This window comes from Roseobacter cerffii (genome assembly GCF_054226325.1).
Window position 1 is genome coordinate 2,635,844 of sequence record NZ_CM135757.1, and the last position, 17,678, is coordinate 2,653,521.

17 protein-coding genes are annotated in these 17,678 nt (G+C 65.8%); 4 read left to right on the forward strand and 13 right to left on the reverse strand.

Features of this window, described 5'->3' with window-relative positions:
• Positions 1 to 66: 66 nt before the first annotated feature.
• The 3 genes from ACVC7O_RS12795 to ACVC7O_RS12805 form a co-directional block, all read right to left on the reverse strand.
• The gene (locus tag ACVC7O_RS12795) at positions 67 to 1,554 is read right to left on the reverse strand and encodes a peroxidase family protein (protein ID WP_458322509.1); all 1,488 of its coding nucleotides are present in this window, start codon (positions 1,552 to 1,554) and stop codon (positions 67 to 69) included.
• A 144-nt stretch (positions 1,555 to 1,698) separates the two neighbouring features.
• Positions 1,699 to 2,283 carry an HNH endonuclease gene (locus tag ACVC7O_RS12800; RefSeq protein ID WP_458322510.1) on the reverse strand — a complete coding sequence of 195 codons (585 nt, stop codon included), beginning with the start codon at positions 2,281 to 2,283 and terminating at the stop codon, positions 1,699 to 1,701.
• Between the two features lie 213 nt (positions 2,284 to 2,496).
• The gene (locus tag ACVC7O_RS12805) at positions 2,497 to 3,552 is read right to left on the reverse strand and encodes an alpha/beta hydrolase family protein (RefSeq protein WP_458322511.1); all 1,056 of its coding nucleotides are present in this window, start codon (positions 3,550 to 3,552) and stop codon (positions 2,497 to 2,499) included.
• Positions 3,553 to 3,680: 128 nt separating this feature from the next.
• Between ACVC7O_RS12805 and ACVC7O_RS12810 the strand changes: the two genes are divergently transcribed.
• Positions 3,681 to 4,688, forward strand: coding sequence for a helix-turn-helix domain-containing protein (locus ACVC7O_RS12810; protein ID WP_458322512.1), 1,008 nt, complete (start codon positions 3,681 to 3,683; stop codon positions 4,686 to 4,688).
• Here the strand turns inward: ACVC7O_RS12810 and ACVC7O_RS12815 are convergent.
• Both ACVC7O_RS12815 and ACVC7O_RS12820 read right to left on the reverse strand, forming a co-directional pair.
• A complete protein-coding gene (locus tag ACVC7O_RS12815) occupies positions 4,685 to 5,224 on the reverse strand; it encodes a hypothetical protein (RefSeq protein WP_458322513.1) in 540 nt (179 codons plus the stop codon). The two genes, ACVC7O_RS12810 and ACVC7O_RS12815, sit on opposite strands and share 4 nt — an antisense overlap.
• Before the next feature lie 14 nt (positions 5,225 to 5,238).
• Positions 5,239 to 6,309 (reverse strand): fatty acid desaturase, encoded by a 1,071-nt coding sequence (locus ACVC7O_RS12820; protein WP_458322514.1) that lies wholly within the window; start codon positions 6,307 to 6,309, stop codon positions 5,239 to 5,241.
• Positions 6,310 to 6,398: 89 nt separating this feature from the next.
• Between ACVC7O_RS12820 and ACVC7O_RS12825 the strand changes: the two genes are divergently transcribed.
• Complete coding sequence (locus tag ACVC7O_RS12825) at positions 6,399 to 7,004, forward strand: TetR/AcrR family transcriptional regulator (protein ID WP_458322515.1); 606 nt, start codon at positions 6,399 to 6,401, stop codon at positions 7,002 to 7,004.
• 49 nt (positions 7,005 to 7,053) lie between these two features.
• On the opposite strand, the gene ACVC7O_RS12830 is transcribed toward ACVC7O_RS12825, so the two are convergent.
• From ACVC7O_RS12830 to ACVC7O_RS12845, 4 genes are all read right to left on the reverse strand, one after another.
• Positions 7,054 to 8,145 carry an ATP-binding protein gene (locus tag ACVC7O_RS12830; protein WP_458322516.1) on the reverse strand — a complete coding sequence of 364 codons (1,092 nt, stop codon included), beginning with the start codon at positions 8,143 to 8,145 and terminating at the stop codon, positions 7,054 to 7,056.
• 73 nt (positions 8,146 to 8,218) lie between these two features.
• On the reverse strand, positions 8,219 to 8,884 hold the full coding sequence (locus ACVC7O_RS12835; RefSeq protein WP_458322517.1) for an alpha/beta hydrolase: 666 nt from the start codon (positions 8,882 to 8,884) through the stop codon (positions 8,219 to 8,221).
• Positions 8,881 to 9,513, reverse strand: coding sequence for a DNA-3-methyladenine glycosylase family protein (locus tag ACVC7O_RS12840; protein ID WP_458322518.1), 633 nt, complete (start codon positions 9,511 to 9,513; stop codon positions 8,881 to 8,883). The genes ACVC7O_RS12835 and ACVC7O_RS12840 overlap by 4 nt, the downstream gene beginning before the upstream one ends.
• The gene (locus ACVC7O_RS12845; protein ID WP_458322519.1) at positions 9,510 to 10,253 is read right to left on the reverse strand and encodes a precorrin-6A/cobalt-precorrin-6A reductase; all 744 of its coding nucleotides are present in this window, start codon (positions 10,251 to 10,253) and stop codon (positions 9,510 to 9,512) included. Before ACVC7O_RS12845 ends, ACVC7O_RS12840 begins: the two co-directional genes overlap by 4 nt.
• 75 nt (positions 10,254 to 10,328) lie before the next feature.
• Between ACVC7O_RS12845 and ACVC7O_RS12850 the strand changes: the two genes are divergently transcribed.
• Entirely contained in the window at positions 10,329 to 11,552 is a 1,224-nt protein-coding gene (locus tag ACVC7O_RS12850) for an MFS transporter (protein ID WP_458322520.1), read from the forward strand.
• A 12-nt stretch (positions 11,553 to 11,564) separates the two neighbouring features.
• Here ACVC7O_RS12850 and ACVC7O_RS12855 read toward each other — a convergent pair whose 3' ends face one another.
• From ACVC7O_RS12855 to cysS, 4 genes are all read right to left on the reverse strand, one after another.
• On the reverse strand, positions 11,565 to 12,365 hold the full coding sequence (locus ACVC7O_RS12855; protein ID WP_458322521.1) for a squalene/phytoene synthase family protein: 801 nt from the start codon (positions 12,363 to 12,365) through the stop codon (positions 11,565 to 11,567).
• On the reverse strand, positions 12,325 to 13,056 hold the full coding sequence (locus ACVC7O_RS12860) for a class I SAM-dependent methyltransferase (protein ID WP_458322522.1): 732 nt from the start codon (positions 13,054 to 13,056) through the stop codon (positions 12,325 to 12,327). Before ACVC7O_RS12860 ends, ACVC7O_RS12855 begins: the two co-directional genes overlap by 41 nt.
• Positions 13,053 to 14,675 (reverse strand): citramalate synthase, encoded by a 1,623-nt coding sequence (cimA, locus tag ACVC7O_RS12865; protein ID WP_458322523.1) that lies wholly within the window; start codon positions 14,673 to 14,675, stop codon positions 13,053 to 13,055. Before cimA ends, ACVC7O_RS12860 begins: the two co-directional genes overlap by 4 nt.
• Positions 14,676 to 14,895: 220 nt before the next feature.
• Entirely contained in the window at positions 14,896 to 16,278 is a 1,383-nt protein-coding gene (cysS, locus tag ACVC7O_RS12870; RefSeq protein WP_458322524.1) for a cysteine--tRNA ligase, read from the reverse strand.
• 220 nt (positions 16,279 to 16,498) lie between these two features.
• Between cysS and ACVC7O_RS12875 the strand changes: the two genes are divergently transcribed.
• A complete protein-coding gene (locus ACVC7O_RS12875; RefSeq protein ID WP_458322525.1) occupies positions 16,499 to 17,671 on the forward strand; it encodes a pyridoxal phosphate-dependent aminotransferase in 1,173 nt (390 codons plus the stop codon).
• Positions 17,672 to 17,678 lie beyond the last annotated feature (7 nt).

A 17,678-nucleotide genomic window follows, 5' to 3' on the forward strand; every position in this document is an offset into this window, starting at 1 on the left:
CACCGCCTGCAGCGGCGTGTCCGCCACCGGGCCGGCGGGCATCTGCGCGCCGGGCCGGTGGTGGCCTCAGCCGCACATGAGCGACTTGGGGTCTTTGATGTGGCCGCGATGCTTTTCGACGTAGGCTGCGATGCCCGCCATGCAGGACGGCTGCCCGCCGAAGCCACCCCACGGCTTGAAATGCGGGATGTGCAGATAGGTGGTGGAATCGCGCTTCAGTAGATTGGCAAAGACCGAGGCCACAATCGTGCCGCCGACACCGGTGAGCTTGCCGCCCCCATGCTCCTTTGCCTCCTGCAGCGCATAGAACCACAGCGGCGTCTTGGTGATGCCCTTGGCCTTGAGCGCATCCGGCACATGCACGTGCTTGTCGATACCGAGCCGCGCCGCCGCCTGCTGGCCGCTGGCGAGCTGATAGGTATAGCGGTCGCGGACCATGTTGCGCAGCGCAAGGTTGCGGGACTGCTCGACCGTCATCGTGTGCTCGATCTCGGCCAGCTCGATGGTGCTGTTCACGAAGGGCAGCTCGAAGAGCGGCGAGCCGAGGCCCGGGCCCACGGGCCGCGCCTTTTGCACCGCATTGCCACCGGACATCTCGAAGAAGAGATCCATGTCCATATTGGCATCCGTCGGACGCGGGCCGAAACCCACGGTGGCGAATAGCCCCTTGGCCGCCTGACTGTCCTGCAGCTTGTATTCGTGCTGCGTGGTGGCGTGGCCAAAGCGGTAGCAGGCCCCGGTGAACTCCACTGGCATGACCGGTGCATCCCAGCCGAAGAGATGGTGCTGCAGCGCGTGATCGAGGCAGGCCTGATCGACGAAGGCGGGCAGCAGTTCGTTCCAGACGATCCATTGGTAATGCAGCCGGATGAAGCGCCGCACCTCCTCGAAGTTCGCAAGCTTCGGCGCCACATGATCGTGCCACACATGCTTGGGGATGCCGTCATGGGCGCAGGCCTTGATGTCCTTGGCCTCGTCCCCCTCTTCGACACGCTTGCTCATCAGGATATTGTGCAGCTCGATGAAAATCCCCTGCACCTGCGCGACGATCACGTTCTCATCGTTGCGCGGATCGCCGATCAGCGCCTTGCCCGCGCAGGTCCGCGCAAGGTCCAGCGGGTTGTCATGGCGCCCGAACATCAGCATATGGTCCTGCTCGCCCGCGCCGTAGAGATGCGGCGAGGCCTCGGGGCCCGCGCCATAGACACAGTCGAGGTCAAGGCTCGGCGTGCGCACGTTCGGGATGGTCGAGGGATCAATCCGCGTGCCAAGCGCCGAGGTCGCATCGAGCGTGACGTCGTGATCGACGAACTGGCCGAGGAAGGTCATACCCGCATCGGCATGGCCGTTCTCGTTGTGGGTGGCCCGCATCGTCTCGGAGAGATCGTGCAACGCTTGGATCACCTCGGCATGGGTGATGTTCTGGATCTGCACCGGATTGGGCGGCATGAGGCGCCCCAGCGTTTGGGCGAAGGGTTTCGACGGGCCCCCACCTTGCAGACAGATTTTGTTGAGTTGGTCGAGCCGAGACAGCCCATGATGCCTACCTGACACAATACATCTCCTTGAAATAGATATATAAAATAACTTCAAAAACAAAAAATGCGCCGCGCGAAAAATACGCAACACCTGGGATCGATAGCATAGGCTTATGGATTTTTCAACGCTGGCGGGAAGCGCCGGGGGACGAGCGCCGGCTCAGGCCTCGAGTTCGGCGTCCCAATAGAGGAAATCCATCCAGCTTTCATGCAGGTGGTTGGGCGGGAATTTCCGGCCCATATTGCGCAGCTCTTCCGCGCCGGGCTGGCGCGGCGGTTTGCGCAGGGACAGCCCCGTGCGGTGCAGCGGTTTGGAGCCCTTCTTCAGGTTGCAGGGCGAACAGGCCGCCACCACATTCTGCCAGCTGGTGACCCCGCCGCTGGCGCGCGGCACCACGTGATCGAAGGTCAACTCGCCGCGCGCACCGCAGTACTGGCAGCGGAATTCATCCCTCAGAAATAAATTAAAGCGCGTGAAGGCCACGCGCTTTTGAGGTTTCACATAGTCTTTCAGGACAACGACCGAAGGGATCCTGATCTCGGTACTGGGGCTTCGGACGATGTCGTCATATTCAGCGACGATGTCCACCCTGTCGAGCCAGGCCGCCTTGACCGCCTCCTGCCAGGGCCAGAGCGACAGAGGGTAGTAGCTGAGCGGCCGGTAGTCCGCGTTCAGCACCAAGGCGGGCCTGTGCCTCAAACTCGCGGGATTGCGCGTGAAGTCCGTTCTGAAATCGCCGTCCATGGTCGGGCACACCCCTTGCCGATTTGCCTCTGCCTGTCGCGCCTGCCGCGCCACCAGCGCGCGAGTCTTTTTATGACTATATATCGTGGCCATAAGCTGACAAGCCCCAGTATGACCACAAGATGTCGCAGAACCGTTAAGATGATTCCGTAACGTCTCGATGACAGTTATCCACAAGGCGCCTGGCCCGGTGTGCCGGGCCAGCGCTGTGGTTCAGCCCTGGGGGATCACGTCGGTTGCGCGAAGGTGGTCCATGATCAACTCAAAGATGTGATCGTGTTGTGCCATGCGCTCGTCATGGGCTTTGACGCAGACGATTTCGTCACCCGGCGCCTCGCGTTTGAGCACGTCATAGCCCTCATCGGTGCAGATGCCCATGTAGTCGAAATGGCCCGCGTCCACGACTTCGATATGGGTGACCCGATCGGCGGGGAGCGCGGCGGCAAGCGCACGGGATTCGACGTCCTGGTCCAGCATGTCGCCGCGGCCTGCGCCGAGCACCAGCACGGGCATGTCGATTTCGGCGAGGCTGTCGGGCGCGAAGGTCTGCGCGCCGCCGAGGTCCATGGGGATCACGGTGCGGATGCGCGGATCGGAGCGGTCACTTTGCAGTGCTGCGTGATCGGCGGGGTCGGCGCCCACCTTCCACATGTCGATGACCTCGCAGTCGGTGCGCGTCGGTGCTTTGGCACAGCCCGCAGCGTAATGCGCCACGTCATGGCGCGCGCCCGCCGCCGCCATCACGGTGTAGCCGCCCAGCGAGTGACCCGCGGCGGCGACGCGGGTGGGGTCGATGTGATCGGCAAACCGCGGGTCGGTCAGCGCTTCATCGAGCGCGATGCTGAGGTCGGTGGCGCGCAGCCAGAGTTGGCGCGCGTGGTCGGGGTCGCGGTCAAAGCTGGTGGTGCCCGGGTGGTTGGGCTGGATCACGATGACGCCTTCGGCGGCGAGCCGTTTGGCGAGCCACGCCTGGTTCATGGTGTTGCCGTACATCCCGTGGCTGATCAGCACGACTGGGAAGAGCCCCGGCGCGATCCTGGCGTCGAGATGGCCCGAGACGTCGCGCCAGACGGCGCTGCCGCGCAGCAGATCCTCGGGTCCCTCCGCGTGGGAGGGGTACCAGACGCGGCCTTGCATCTTGCGGTCCATATCGGGGTATGCGGCTTTGAATTCGGCCACGGCGGGCGCAAAGTCCGCGGCCTCACCGGGCAGGGCAAATCCGATGGCGACCATGGCGGAGAGGCAAAGTTGGCGAAGGTTGGTGTTCATGTCTGACCTCGTAGGTTGGGTGTTTGCGATGATCCTGACTTGAGCAAAGAGCCGGTTTCGGGCAATGGCTTGGCTGTCCTGAAACGGCATTCAGGACAGAGGACACGCAATCGAGGACAGCATTCGGCATGATCTCCGTGCCCCTGCCCCTGTTTCTGACCGGTCTGTCGGCGATCTTCGGCGCGCTGGTGCTGACCCGCGCCTGGCTGCCAGGCCCGGCGAAGACCTTCTTTGCCCTGCTCGCGGGCCTGATCATGATCGAGACGCTGCTTGTCGCGCTGCGCTTTGCCTATCAGGTCGAGAGCGTGCTGGGGATCCAACGGCTGCTGCCCTTCTGGATCGGACCGCTGCTCTATCTTGGCTATGCGGCACTGTCCGAGCGCGTCGCCCGATTGCAGCCCACGATCCTGCTGCACCTGGGGGCCGCGACGGTGCTCACAGCGATCGTGGCCGCGCTGCCGCCGATCCGGGTGGCGCTCGATTTCATGATCGGGCTCAGCTATGCGCTCTACGCGCTCTTGCTGCTGCGGCTCTGGCGCGGCGGGCCGGACCGGCTGTCGCAACTGGGCCTTGCGCATCTGGGCTTCATGCGGCGGATGATGCTGGTGGGCGCCGGCCTTCTGGGCCTCACCTTGGTCATGGACACGCTGATCGCGGTGGATTTTGCGCGCAATGAAGGTGCGAACGTGGGGCGGTTGTTGTCGCTGGCGAGCCTGCTGCTCATCGCGATGCTGGCGGGCGCCGCGATCTTCAGCCTGCGCGGGCGCTCCAGCGCCCTGCCCGCAGGCGCGCCGCGCAACGAGGACGCAGAGTTGAGCAGCAAAGCCGAGGCGTTTTTGCGCGACAGCCGTCTCTTCGTCGATCCGCAGCTGTCGCTGACCCGGCTGGCCCGGCGGCTCGGCGTGACCGACCGGGCGTTGTCGGAGGCGATCAACCGCAGCAGCGGCAAGAACGTCTCGCAGTTCATCAATGATTTCCGTGTGGCCGAGGCCGCGCGGCTGCTGCAGGAGACCAGTGATGCGGTGGGCGCGGTGGGCGAGGCTGCGGGATTTCTGACCCGGTCGAACTTCTATACCGAATTCAACCGGGTCATGGGGCAAAGCCCAGGCGCCTATCGCAAAAGCACGACGACTTAGCGCAGGTGCACATCAACCTTTGTGGGGTAAACCCAGATGTCGTCCGGGCGGTCGTCGCGGCCCAGCGGGATGGTCACCGTGATCACCGGGGCGCCGGGTAACGCCCCCCGACCGGAGCGACGTTGGCGCAGCTCTGAAGACACGTTCACAACCGCCAGCTCGGCCTGGCCGCGGAGGTCGCCCTTGCGACAGGTCACGGTGGCCGGCGGCGAGGCACGGCGATAGTCGGGCAGCTCCAGAACATCGAAGCTCTTGAACTGCAATGCAAAGGCCTCGTTTTCGATGCGGCAATCGGCGTCGAAAACACTCTTGTTGTTCAGCCACACACCCACCTGTGCTGCGCGCGCGCCCCGGAACCGTGGCCGGGTCTCGGCGGGTCGGCCCGCATAGACGTCGAGCCCTTTGGCCCCGGCGAGCTTGGGCTGAACCGGGATGGGCGGACCGGACCCGCCCCAAGGGGCTGTGCAGGCCGTGAGGGTTACGGCGAGGGTTGCGATCAGGCTGATGAACCGGATGTGTGAGGGGATGATGGTCATGACAAGGTCTCCTTTTACTGGGGATGGGGTGGCGCAGGCGGGCGCCCAAGCGCATGCAGGTGCTGGACGTGCGAGACGACCAGACCTGCGAAACTGGTGATGTTGTGGGTCAGGCCATGCTGCGCGGCGGTCTCCGAAACAATCGCGCTGAGCGCTGCGTTGTGGCAGTGGGCCACTTGCGGAAAGAGGTGATGCGCGGTGTGCGCGTTTGAGCCGCCCGAGAGCAGCGCGGCGGTCCGGCTTTTCGGGGCCCAGTCAAGGCAGGTGCGCAGCTGATGCTCGGCCCAGTCATGCGGGATCTGGCCTGCGTCGGGCGAGACGAACTCCGCCTCCTCGCTCAGATGCGAGCCTGCGACGATCACGATAAAGAGCATCGAGGCCACGCCGGTATAGAGCAGATATCCAAGCGCCAGCGCCCAGAGCGGGGGCTGCAGCAGAAGCCACGGCAGGCCAAGGGTCAGGGCGGCGTGCACCGCCTTCACCAGCAGGAACTCGGCGGTGGCGCCTCGGTTGGCAAAGAGCTCGGGCGCCATGCGGCGGGCCATCGCACGGTTCGTCCAGTCTTCGATCCACGCCAGATGCGCCATGACGAGCATGTAGAGGATCGGGGCATAGAGCGCCTGCACCCGGTGCCAGATGCGCCATTCGCCATAAGGAGCGAGCCGGATCAGCAGCGAGCCCTCTCCATCGATGTCGGTGCCCTCCACGTTCGGGAACATGTGGTGCAGGCGGATATGCCGCCAGCGCCAAAGCGCGCCCGAGACGCCGAAGAGGCCGAACCCGAGGGTGAGCACCAGCCGGTTGACCCACCCGTGCCGGGAGAGCGAGCCATGCGCGGCATCATGGCAGAGCGTGGCCAGCACAAAGAAGGCAAAGAGCCCGCAGATGGCGGCATGCAGGAAGGCGATGGGGCCGTCTGAGGTCAGCAAGAGTGCCGTCGCGGTGACAAGCGCACCGGTCCAGATGACAGCCATCGCCCATTGCGCAGGCGAGGCATAGCGCCCGCGGGGCTGGCGGCGCAGGTGATCGAGGCCTTTCTGTCGGACCTCGCGGGCGAAGGCACGGGGGGCGGCAAATCGCGGCATGATGGGGTCTCCAGGTTTCGCTGCGTGAACTATGTTCATGAACATTGTTCATATTTGACATTCGCGATTCTGTGAACCATGTTCATGCGATGCAGGAGAAAGACGCTACGTCACGCCGGGATCGCAACCTGGCCGAGATCCGCCGCAAGGGCGGCGAAGTGGCCGAACGGTTGCTGGTGAAGGACGGCTATGAAGCGCTGACAGCGCGCGGGCTGGCGCAGGCGACGGGGTGTTCCGTGGGCGCGCTCTACAATGCCTTTGGGCATATCGACGGAGTGGTGCGCGAGGTGAACATGCGCTCGGCGCTGCGATTGCAGACAGCGCTGCGGGCAAGGCTTGAAGACGCGCCGCCGGAGCTCGAGGCGCAGCTGGTTGCCATGGCGGAGGCTTATTTCGACTTTGCGCTGGCCGAGCCGCAGCGCTGGCGCGCGCTCTTCGAATACCCGGTGCAGACCCCGGATGACGGGCGGCTCTTTGCGGTGCAGGACGAGCTTTTGGCGATGTTACGCGGGGTCGCGGGTGTCGCCGACAGCACAGGCCCCGAGGCGGTGCGGCTGACCCTGCTCTGGGCCTCGGTGCACGGGCTGACGAGTTTGGCGAGCAAGGGCACGATCAGCGGGTTGGAGACGCGTGCGGCGCGGCGTCATCTGGCGGTGCTGGTGCGGGCCGGTCTCGCCGCGGAGATTGCGGGCTGAGCCCCCCGCCCCGGCCTGTCGGGTGGCATGACAGGGTCGCTCTGCGGGATCAGGCGGCGCCGTAGGTTTCTTCGGAGACCTCGGGCACCAGCCGGCCCGGCAAGGTCACCGCGATCACAGCACCGGGGCCGCCCGAGCGGTTCATGGCCTTTACCGAGCCACCGCGCGCGTGGATGAGGCGGCGGACGCCGAGCAGTCCGAACCCGCTGTCCACGCGCAGCTCGCCGGTTTCGAAAAACAGAAGTGCGGGATCGCTGAGGCCGGGACCGTCGTCCGAAATCGTGATCTCGAAGAAGCCATCCTCGAGATCGTTCAGATGGATCTCGAGCGTCAGCTTGTCCGCCACGCTTGCCTCGGCATCAAAGCACCTGAGCGCGTTGTCGATGAGGTTGCGCAGGATGATCTGCGTGGCGGCGCGATCGCCTTCGACCCGGTCCGCGTCGAGCTGGACCACGCAGCGCCCCAGGGGGTCGAGCACCGCGAGAACATCCCAAACGAGCTGGGCAAAGTCGAATTGCACGGTTTCGCGGGCCAGCGAGCAGGCCTGTGCATGAGACAGCACGTCGCTGATCAGCGTGCTGGCCTTCTGCCCAATGTCTTCGAGCAGGTCGATCAGCTCGAGCTTGCCGTCGCCCAGGTCCTGGAACCCGTCCCGCAGCATTTCCGCGATATAGGTCACGTTGCGCATGGGCGCGCGCAGATCGTGGGCGGCCAGTTCGATGTAGTCCTGCATCTCGTTCGTGCGGGTGGCCAGCTCGGCTCTCACCTGATGCGGGACCTGCCCGCCCGACACATCGACGGAGGAACCCACGAGGCGGAGCACGGCGCCGCCCTCATCGCAGACGGGCCGCAAGGTGGTGCGCACCAGCCGTTCGGACCCCAGCACCGGCAGCCGGGTCTCGTAGGCGACCGGGATGCCGGATCGGATCGTTTCGACATGATGGGCGAAGACGGTTTCACCGAGCCGCCCGGCATAGACTTCGGCTGCCGTGCGCCCGAGGATTTCGGTGACCGGGCGACCCAGCACCTTGCAGGCATAGGCATTGAACGCGACATAGCGTGGCATGCCCGCGGGATCCGGTTCGAGAACGAAGACCGGGTGCTCTATAAGGTCCAGCAGGTCTGCGTCGAGCGTCTGCATCTCAGTCTCCCTCCTTCTGTATCGGAGAGGAGATTTAACGAAGGGTTAAGGTGACCGGGACTTCCGCCCCGCCCTAGAGCCCGAGCTTGTCGCGCATGAAGGCCAGCGCCACGGAGAGCCCATCGGGCGCGATGCCATGGCCGGTGCCCTTCATGATATGCGCATAGACGTCCTGCCACCCCGCTTCCTGCAGCGCCTCCGCCGCTTGTGGCAGCGATTGCGGCGGCACCACGTCGTCGGCATCGCCGTGCACCAGCAGCACCGGCGGGCGCACGACCACCTCGTCGGCGAGGGTCTCGGGGCTGAGCAAGCGCCCGGAGAAGGCGACGATGCCCGCGACCGCGTCCTCGCGGCGCGGGGCCACGTGCAGCGCCATCATGGTACCTTGGGAAAAGCCGAAGAGCACGACCTGTTCGGGCAGCACGTCTTCGTCGACCATGAGCGCGTCAAGAAAGGCGTTGAGGTCATCGACCGCCTGCATCATGGAGCGTTCGGATTCCTCTTCGGAGGAGCCGTCGATCCAGGGGATCGGGAACCACTGGAAGCCCATGGGTGACCCGGCGCTGGCCTCGGGCGCATCGGGGGCCACAAAGAGCGTATCCGGCAGGTGCTCGGCCAGCGGGTCGGCGAGGCCCAGCAGGTCGGCGCCGTTTGCACCGTAGCCATGCAGGAAAACGACGATGGAGCGCGTGTCGCCCGAGACCGGCGCGCGGCGGCCAGCGTTGAGTACCCGTGTCATGTGATGCCGTCCCTCTGTTTTATGTGCCTGTAGTAGGTAAAGAAAAGCCGTGCCGCAACCGCGCGCCAGGGCGACCAGTCTTCCGCCATCGCGCGCAGGGCGCGCTCGGTCGGGCGCTCGGGCAGGTCATAGATCGCCCGTGCGGCCTCCTGCAGGGCCAGATCGCCGGGCGCGAAGACATCGGCGCGGCCCAGGGAGAACATCGCGTAGATCTCGGCGGTCCAGACGCCGATGCCGGTGACCGACGTGAGGGTCTTGACCACCTCGGCATCGGGTGCGGCGCGCAAGGCGTCGTAGTCGATCCCGGCGTCGGCGAGCGCATGGGCATAGCGCGCCTTCTGGCGGCTGAGGCCGAGCGCGCGCAACTCCTCCTGGCTGTGGCGCAGGACGGTCTGCGGCGTGATCACGCCCGCTGTCTCGAGGTTGGACCAGAGCGCGCGGGCAGAGGCCACGCTGACCTGCTGGCTCACGATGGCGCTGAGCAATTCGGCAAAGCCATCGGGCTTGCGGCGCAGCGGCAGCGGGCCACAGGCGTCAAGCGCCGTGGCGAGCCGCGGGTCGCGGGCGGCAAGCCAGGCCGCCCCTTCGGCCACATCCGCATCGGTCGCCACAATCCGCCCGACGCTCATGCATTGGCCTCCCAGGCCAGCGCTTCGGTCACCGTTTCGACAACGGCGGATGCAGGCGGCGGCGCGGGGCGTTCGATCATGGCCACGGGGAGCCCGAGGCGCCGGGCAGCCAGCAGCTTGGACATGCTCGCACTGCCGCCAACGTTGCGGCAGATCAGGCGCGATATTCGCAGTTCGCGAAACAGCATCTCCTCGTCCCCCTGCGAGAAAGGCGGTGTGCCCTCGACATAGGTCACGAAGTCGAAGGGCGGCGGGTCCGCCTGCGGCTGGGTCTGGCGCAGGAACAGCACCGTGCCCCGGAAGTGCTTGAACTCCCCCAGGGTCGCGCGCCCCGTGTTGCTGAAGACCCGCGCACCGGGCGGCACGTCTTCAGCCGCGCGCTTGACGGTGCGGTAGCTGTTCCAGGTGTCGAGCCGCGACGCGCGCCAGGGCGGGCGCAGCACCCGCAGATACCGCAGGTCGTGCGCGTTGCAGGTGATCGCCACCATGCGGGACAGATCCGCGTCAAAGGCGTGGCTCGCATCGATCACCGACACCACATTCTGCTCGGCCATCCAGGCGCTCAACGCCATCTGGTGCGGGAAGCCGCCAACCCGCGTGGGCACCGGCAAAGGGTCGAAGGTGCGCTCGGGTTCCGGCAGGCTGGCGATCACCTCGCGCCCCCGCTCCCGCAGCCGGGCCACAATCCCATGCGCCTCGCGTGCGCCTGCCATCACGAGAATTGTGCCACCGCTTACCATGTCGCGACTTTAGGCCACAACGCGGGCGTGGCAAGAGGGCTTGCTCCCGCCGCGCAGGCGGACTACGCAAGGCGCATGTCCACCCCCGACGACAGCCGCGCCAAGCGTAACGTGATGGTGCTCGTGATGGCGCAGGCCTTCCTGGGCAGCCAGATCACGATGATCTTTGTCATCGGCGGGCTGGCCGGCCAGCAAATGGCCGTGAATGCCTGCCTTGCCACCTTGCCGATCTCGATGATCGTCTTTGGCTCGATGACCACCGCGCCTTGGCTCTCGACGCTGATGCAGCGGTTCGGGCGGCGCGCGGGGTTCATCGTCGGTGCGGCGGGCGGTCTCGTCGGGTCGGCGATCTGTGCTTATGCGCTGACGCTGTCGAACTTCTGGATCTTTCTTATCGGCAGCTACCTGACTGGTATCTACATGTCATCGCAGGGGTTTTTCCGCTTTGCCGCCGCCGATACGGCGTCGGACAGCTTCCGGCCCAAGGCGATTTCCTATGTGATGGCGGGCGGGCTCTTGTCGGCCATCATCGGCCCGCAGCTGGTGGGGTACCTCACCAGCACCAATCCCGATGCCACGGTCATGCGGTTCTTCCCGGTCTATATGGCCGCGATGGCGCTGAACGTGCTGGGCATGCTGCTCTTTGCCTTTCTCGACATTCCGAAGCCGCCGAAACCCACAGCCGAGTCCCCGCGCGGGCGGTCGGTGGCCGAATTGCTCAAGACCCCGCGGATCGCTGTGGCCGTGATTTGCGCGATGGTCTCCTACGCGCTGATGAACCTGGTCATGACCTCGACGCCGCTGGCGGTGGTGGGCTGCGGGTTTGCGGTGGCGGATGCGTCGAATGTGGTGACCGGTCATGTGCTGGCTATGTTTGCGCCGTCGTTCTTCACCGGCCATCTGATCGTGCGGTTTGGCGTCGAGCGGATCATGGGGCTTGGGCTTCTCATCCTGGGCGCAGCAGGCGCGGTGGCGCTGTCGGGCGTGGAGCTTGGGCATTTCTTCGTAGCGCTCATCCTCTTGGGTCTGGGTTGGAACTTTGGCTTCATCGGCGCCACCACGATGCTGGCGGGCGCGCATGAACCGCATGAGCGCGGGCGGATGCAGGGCGTGAACGACCTGCTGGTCTTTGGCGGTGTGACTTTGGCTTCGCTGGCTTCAGGCGGGTTGATGAACTGCTCGGGCGGATCGGCGGAAGAGGGCTGGGCGGCGGTGAATATCGCGATGATCCCCTTCCTGGTGCTCGCCGGATGCGCGTTGATCTGGCTGGTGATGCGGCCAAAGCCGCAGACGGCCTGAGCGCTCCCCGTTTTAGATGCGCCTCGTGAGGCGGGCCCGGATGAGCGAGAGGCTGCGCGCGAGCTGTGGCGCGACCAGATCGCCGCGCGCTACCCGTTGCGGTTTCCGTGCAATAGCTGTCAGAACGCGTCGCGCGCGCCAGCCGCTGAGCAGGGCCAGACGGGATGCCGGGCCGAGGGCGCGCTGCGCCTTGAGGTCGGCCAGCGCGCTTTTGGCAAGCTGCGCCAGCGTGTCAGGGCGCCCGTCATACATCGGGCGCTTGCCGCGCGCCTCGAGCTCCGGCAGGGCGCACATCCAGTTTGCGAGGGCGACGGCGCGGGTTGTGGTTCGGACGGCGGTTTCTTCATCGGCGCCAGCACCAAGGGCCTGCGCCGCGGTCCAGAGCAGCGTGCCGGTGGTCGCGTCGAGGTAGCGCCACATCTCAGCCTCATCCTCGAACGGGTCCGAGCCGATATCCCAGCGGCGCGCGTCGACCAGACCATCGAGCGCGCGGGCCTGATCGGGGGTGAGGATGTCGGCGAGCGGTGTGACCACCTCGTGACGGCGGACCGGGCGGCCTTCGGCGATCTCCTCCAGCGCGTCGCGCCACCATTGCAGGCGCATTTCGGCAATCATCGGTTCCTTGGTGACCCAGGGCGCGCGCGAGACCTCGACGTTGAAGGCGTAGAGCGGGAAGAGGATGCGACGGGCGGCGACGGGGCTCGCCATGGTGGCGGCAAAGCGGTCGGCGTCGCCCTGCTGCACGAGCGCCGCGCAGGCGGTCAGATCGGCGTCAAAGCCCATGCGGGCGGACCACGCTGAGGAGGTAGCCAAAGCTCTCCTTGTGCGCGCGCCAGACGTCCGCTTCGGTGCGGGCTTCGGCGAGCACCTGCTGCAGATCCGGCGTGGCGCCCGGGGAGAGGGTCGCGATGCGCTGGTCAATGGGACCGTAGTAGTTCTCCCAGGCGGCGGCGGAGAGTTGCCGGGTGCCGAGGGTGCGGTAGCCGGCGGCGCGCACCTGCGCATCGATACCGGCTGCGTCGGTCATCGCCGGATATTCAACCGCCCAGAGGTCAGCGGCGGCCCGGGGGCGCGCGTCGGTGAACCAGCAAGGTTCGGAGAAGGCGACGGCCCCGCCCGGTGCGAGGGCATCGCGCCAGATTCTCAGCCCCTCGGTGATGCCGAGAAAGTAGAGCGCGCCCGCGCACCAGATGAGGTCAAACGGTCCGGTGATCTGGGCCATGTCGCCGGTGGAAAGGGTCACGCCGGGGTCAGCCCCATGCCGCGCGCGCGCCTGGTCGATGAAATGCGGGTATTTATCGAGCGCCGTCACATGGCCCTGCGGCGCGGCGGCGCGCAGGGCAGCGATGTCCGCGCCAGGACCGCAGGCGGCATCACAGATGCGGGCGGTCTCAGGCGTTCCGGCGAGGTCGGCGGCCCAGGCCACATCGCCGGGTTCGCCCGGCCCCTCACGGGGCAGATCGCGGTGCAGGGTGAAGAACGCGTCCCACTCGGCCTGCGTCATGAGGCATCTTTCGTATCGCGCAGGATCTTCCAACGTATCGCGTCAAGCAGCGCCTCGAAGGAGGCGTCGACTATGTTGGGCGAGACGCCCACGGTCGACCAACGCCGCCCCTGCCCGTCTTCGCTGTCGATAATGACCCGGGTCACGGCCTCGGTGCCGCCCTGGGTGATGCGCACCTTGAAGTCCACGAGGCGCATGTCGTCTATGATCGCCTGATAGGGCCCGAGATCCTTGGCGAGCGCCTTGGCGAGCGCGTTCACCGGGCCACGGTCGGAGCCGCTTTCGTCCATCGATTCGGAGACCGAGAGTTTCTTTTGGCCGTCGATTTTCACCACGACCACCGCCTCCGACAGGCTGATCATCTTGTCATATTTGTTCTTCCGCCGCTCTACCGTCACGCGGTAGCGCTTGACCTCGAAAAACTCTGGCATCTGACCCAGCGTGTCGCGCGCGAGCAGCTCGAAACTGGCCTGCGCGGTGTCGTAGGAATAGCCTTCCGCCTCGCGCGCCTTGATCCGGTCGAGGATCAGGCCAAGGGCGGGGTCGCCTTTCTGGACCGTGATTCCCGCGTCACCAAGGCGTTTGCGCAGGTTGGACTGCCCGGCCTGGTTCGACATCGGGATGATGCGGGCATTACCCACGTCGCCCGGGTCGATGTGTTCGTATGTGGTCGGGTCCTTCAGGATCGCGGAGGCATGCAGCCCCGCCTTATGCGCAAAGGCCGAGGAACCCACGAAAGCCGCCTGCCGGAACGGGACGCGGTTGAGGATTTCGTCGAGCATGCGGCTGGTGCGGGTCAGGCCTTTGAGCGCCTCGCGCGTCACCCCGATCTCGAAACGGCTGGCGTAGGGCTCTTTCAAGAGCAGGATCGGGATGAGGGCGGTGAGGTTGGCGTTGCCGCAGCGCTCGCCAAGGCCATTGAGCGTGCCCTGGATTTGCCGGGCGCCCGCACCGACGGCGGCGAGCGTGCAGGCCACCGCGTTTTCGGTGTCATTGTGGGTGTGGATGCCCAAGCGGTCGCCGGAAATGCCCGCGGCGATGACCTCGGACGTGATGCGGTGGACGTCGGCGGGCAGCGTGCCGCCATTGGTGTCGCACAGCACGACCCAGCGGGCGCCGGCTTCAAGGGCGGCTTTGACAGCCTCGAGCGCATAGTCCGGGTTGGCGCGATAGCCGTCGAAGAAGTGTTCCGCGTCGAAGAGGGCTTCGCGGCCCTGGGACTTCAGATGTGCGATGGAGCGGGCGATGTTCTCGGTGTTCTCAGCCTCGGAGATGCCCAAGGCGGCGCGCACGTGGAAGTCGTGGGTCTTGCCGACAAGGCAGACCGCTTGCGTGCCTGCGTTCAGGACAGCGGCAAGGACGTCATCGTTCTCGGCGGACATGCCCGCGCGTTTGGTCATGCCGAAGGCGGTCATGGTCGCGCGGGTCTTGGGGGCGGTCTCGAAAAACGCGCTGTCGGTGGGGTTGGCGCCCGGCCAGCCGCCTTCGATGTAGTCAACGCCAAGCGCATCGAGCGCTTCGGCGATGGCGCGCTTTTCTTCGGTGGAGAACTGCACCCCTTGCGTCTGCTGACCGTCGCGCAGGGTGGTGTCGTAGAGAGTGAGACGCTCGCGGGTCATGTTGGTCTTCCCGAGCGGCGGCCTGAAGCCCGCCGAATCTGTCGGCTGGCAGGTGCGGTGGGCCTTGGGCCACCGTTGCGTGGGTGGTGATGAGCGGGCGGTCGAAGCAGCGGAAACAGGAGTCCGGGCTGCAAGCCCGGACAGCGCCCGACCCTCCCCACGGGAGGGCGCTTCACGCCCCCCCAGGCTCGGGCGCTGTCCGGGGCTTTGAGCAAGGCGGTCATTTCAGGGCTTCCAATTTCGAGGGGTCGAAGCTTGGGCCGAGCTCCCGTTCGATACCATCCTTGGTAATCATCACATTGACGCCAGCACCGATAAGACCTGCCTTGATATGATCCGCGGTGGCATAGTCCTTCCGGAACCGCGCCTCTGCCATTCGAGCAATAAGATCGTCCAGCAATCCCTGAGTTTGAAATGCTCGCCCGATAGATTGTCGAACAGCAGTTACATGCTCCGGCACAATCCCCAATAACCCAAGTGTTGCCTTCAGTCGCCCTGCGCCGAACCCGTCTTCTACTTGCGCCACATGCGCGTGTAGCATCGACAAGGCTAGGGGCGTGTTCAGATCATCGCCCAGCGCCTCGATAACGTCCGAATGCGGTCGTTGGCCGGACTCTGCACCGTCCAGGGTCTTCGCCCACTTCCGCAGGGTCTTCTCCGCCTCATCGCGCTTCTTCTCCGTCCAGTCCATCGGCTTGCGATAGTGCGTGCTGAGCATCACGAAGCGGATCACCTCGCCTGGCACGCCTTGGTCCAGCAAATCGCGCACGGTGAAAAAATTGCCCAGGGACTTGGACATCTTCTTGCCCTCGACCTGCAGCATCTCGTTGTGCATCCAGACGTTTGCGAAACCGTGGCCCGCGCATGTCGACTGCGCGATCTCGTTCTCGTGGTGGGGGAACTGCAGGTCGATGCCGCCGCCGTGGATGTCGAACTGCGCCCCAAGCAGGTCATGCGCCATGGCGGAGCACTCGATGTGCCAGCCGGGGCGGCCACGACCCCAGGGGCTGTCCCAGCCCGGAAGGTCCTCCGAGGACGGTTTCCAGAGCACAAAGTCCATTGGGTTGCGCTTGTAGGGCGCGACCTCGACGCGCGCGCCGGCGATCATGTCATCGACGGACCGGCCCGAGAGCGCGCCGTACTCCGCGTAGCTGTCGACAGCGAAGAGCACATGGCCCTCGGCCTCATAGGCGTGGCCTTTCGCGATGAGGTCTTCGATCATTGCCACCATCTGGCTGATGTATTGCGTCGCGCGCGGCATCGCGGTGGGCTCCAGCGCGCCGACGGCAGCCATGTCGTCGAGAAACCATTGGGTTGTCTCGGCGGTGATGTCCCCGATGGGGCGGTCGGACTCAGCAGCGCGGGCGTTGATCTTGTCGTCCACATCCGTGAAGTTGCGCACGTAGGTCACATGCCCGGCGCCATAGACATGCCGCAACAGACGAAAGAGCACATCGAAGACGATCACGGGCCGCGCGTTGCCCAAGTGCGCGCGGTCATAGACCGTCGGCCCGCAGACATACATGCGCACATTCTCGGGATCGATCGGGGCAAATGCCTCCTTCGAGCGGGTCTTCGTGTTGTAGAGCGTGAGTGTCGTCATGACAGGCGTCCTTGCGCGGAGGTGACGCGGGCTTAGCAATCTCGGAAAGGGTTGGAAATGACCTAAAACTGCCCGCGAGGTGCGTTCAGCAAATAATACAGCAGATGGCGATGCTTTTGGTCATGCCGCTTCCTAGCCCGAGCGGCGCGGCGCGGTCAAGGCTGATTGACGAATCGTGTGGGCTCTGCGCCCCTGCCCGGCAAGGCAAAGGGAGATAGCGATGCAGCGATCACAGCGGATCATGGGACTGACGGGGGGCGGCTCGGACGGGTGGGACGTGTTTCTCAAGGCGCGCCGGATGATCGCCGAGGGGATCGCCGTGACCGAGCTGACCATCGGCGAACATGATATCCGCACCGCCGCCCCGATCCTGCAGGAGATGCACCGCGCGGCGATGGGGGGCCATACGGGCTATGCCGCGGTCCCCGGCACCGCCTCCTTGCGCGACACGGTGGCGGCGCGGGTACAGGCGCGGACGGGCGTGCCCACGACGCGTGACAACGTGGTGATCACACCGGGCGGTCAAGCGGGGCTGTTCGCGGCACATATGGCGGCCGGTGATCCGGGCGACACCGCGCTCTATATCGACCCCTACTATGCCACCTATCCCGGCACGCTGCGCGGCGCAGGCGCCGTGCCGCAGGCGATCCGGACGCGGGCGGAGGACGCCTTCCAGCCGCGGCCTGAGGCTATTCGCGCCCATGCCGAGGGCGCGGCCTCGCTGCTGATCAACACGCCGAACAACCCCACGGGCGTTGTCTATTCGGAGGCGACGTTGGGGGCGATTGCCGAGATTTGCCGCGAGGAGAACCTCTGGCTGATCTCGGATGAGGTCTATGACACGCAGGTCTGGGAGGGGCAGCACATCAGCCCGCGCGCCCTGCCCGGCATGGCCGAGCGCACGCTGGTCGTCGGCTCGATGTCAAAATCGCATGCGATGACAGGTTCGCGCTGTGGCTGGATCGTGGGGCCGGAGGCGGTGATTGCCGATCTGATCACCCTCGCCACCCACACCACCTATGGCGTGCCCGGCTACATTCAGGACGCGAGCGTGTTTGCATTGAAGCAGGGTGCAGCCTTCGAGGCGGAAATCGCAGCCCCCTTCCGGCGGCGGCGCGAGATCGCGCGCGCGGTGCTGGCGCGGCAGAACACAGTGGGGCTGATCCCGGCGCAGGGCGCGATGTACCTGATGCTCGACGTGCGGGCGACAGGGATGACGGGCGAGGCCTTCGCCTATGACCTGCTGGAGGCGCATCACATCGCGGTCATGCCGGGCGAGAGCTTTGGCGCCTCGGCGGCGGGGCATATCCGCGTGGCGATGACGATCGAGGATGGGGCGTTTGAGCGCGCGCTGGAAACCTTATGCACCCACGCCGACCGGCGCGCCGCATAAGGAAAGG

Bases quoted from the DNA above. Each gene is read 5' to 3' on its own strand.
- ACVC7O_RS12800 (WP_458322510.1), bottom strand. From the start codon at position 2,283: ATGGACGGCGATTTCAGAACGGACTTCACGCGCAATCCCGCGAGTTTG.
- ACVC7O_RS12805 (WP_458322511.1), bottom strand. From the start codon at position 3,552: ATGAACACCAACCTTCGCCAACTTTGCCTCTCCGCCATGGTCGCCATC.
- ACVC7O_RS12810 (WP_458322512.1), top strand. From the start codon at position 3,681: ATGATCTCCGTGCCCCTGCCCCTGTTTCTGACCGGTCTGTCGGCGATC.
- ACVC7O_RS12815 (WP_458322513.1), bottom strand. From the start codon at position 5,224: ATGACCATCATCCCCTCACACATCCGGTTCATCAGCCTGATCGCAACC.
- ACVC7O_RS12820 (WP_458322514.1), bottom strand. From the start codon at position 6,309: ATGCCGCGATTTGCCGCCCCCCGTGCCTTCGCCCGCGAGGTCCGACAG.
- ACVC7O_RS12825 (WP_458322515.1), top strand. From the start codon at position 6,399: ATGCAGGAGAAAGACGCTACGTCACGCCGGGATCGCAACCTGGCCGAG.
- ACVC7O_RS12830 (WP_458322516.1), bottom strand. From the start codon at position 8,145: ATGCAGACGCTCGACGCAGACCTGCTGGACCTTATAGAGCACCCGGTC.
- ACVC7O_RS12835 (WP_458322517.1), bottom strand. From the start codon at position 8,884: ATGACACGGGTACTCAACGCTGGCCGCCGCGCGCCGGTCTCGGGCGAC.
- ACVC7O_RS12840 (WP_458322518.1), bottom strand. From the start codon at position 9,513: ATGAGCGTCGGGCGGATTGTGGCGACCGATGCGGATGTGGCCGAAGGG.
- ACVC7O_RS12845 (WP_458322519.1), bottom strand. From the start codon at position 10,253: ATGGTAAGCGGTGGCACAATTCTCGTGATGGCAGGCGCACGCGAGGCG.
- ACVC7O_RS12850 (WP_458322520.1), top strand. From the start codon at position 10,329: ATGTCCACCCCCGACGACAGCCGCGCCAAGCGTAACGTGATGGTGCTC.
- ACVC7O_RS12860 (WP_458322522.1), bottom strand. From the start codon at position 13,056: ATGACGCAGGCCGAGTGGGACGCGTTCTTCACCCTGCACCGCGATCTG.
- cimA (WP_458322523.1), bottom strand. From the start codon at position 14,675: ATGACCCGCGAGCGTCTCACTCTCTACGACACCACCCTGCGCGACGGT.
- cysS (WP_458322524.1), bottom strand. From the start codon at position 16,278: ATGACGACACTCACGCTCTACAACACGAAGACCCGCTCGAAGGAGGCA.
- ACVC7O_RS12875 (WP_458322525.1), top strand. From the start codon at position 16,499: ATGCAGCGATCACAGCGGATCATGGGACTGACGGGGGGCGGCTCGGAC.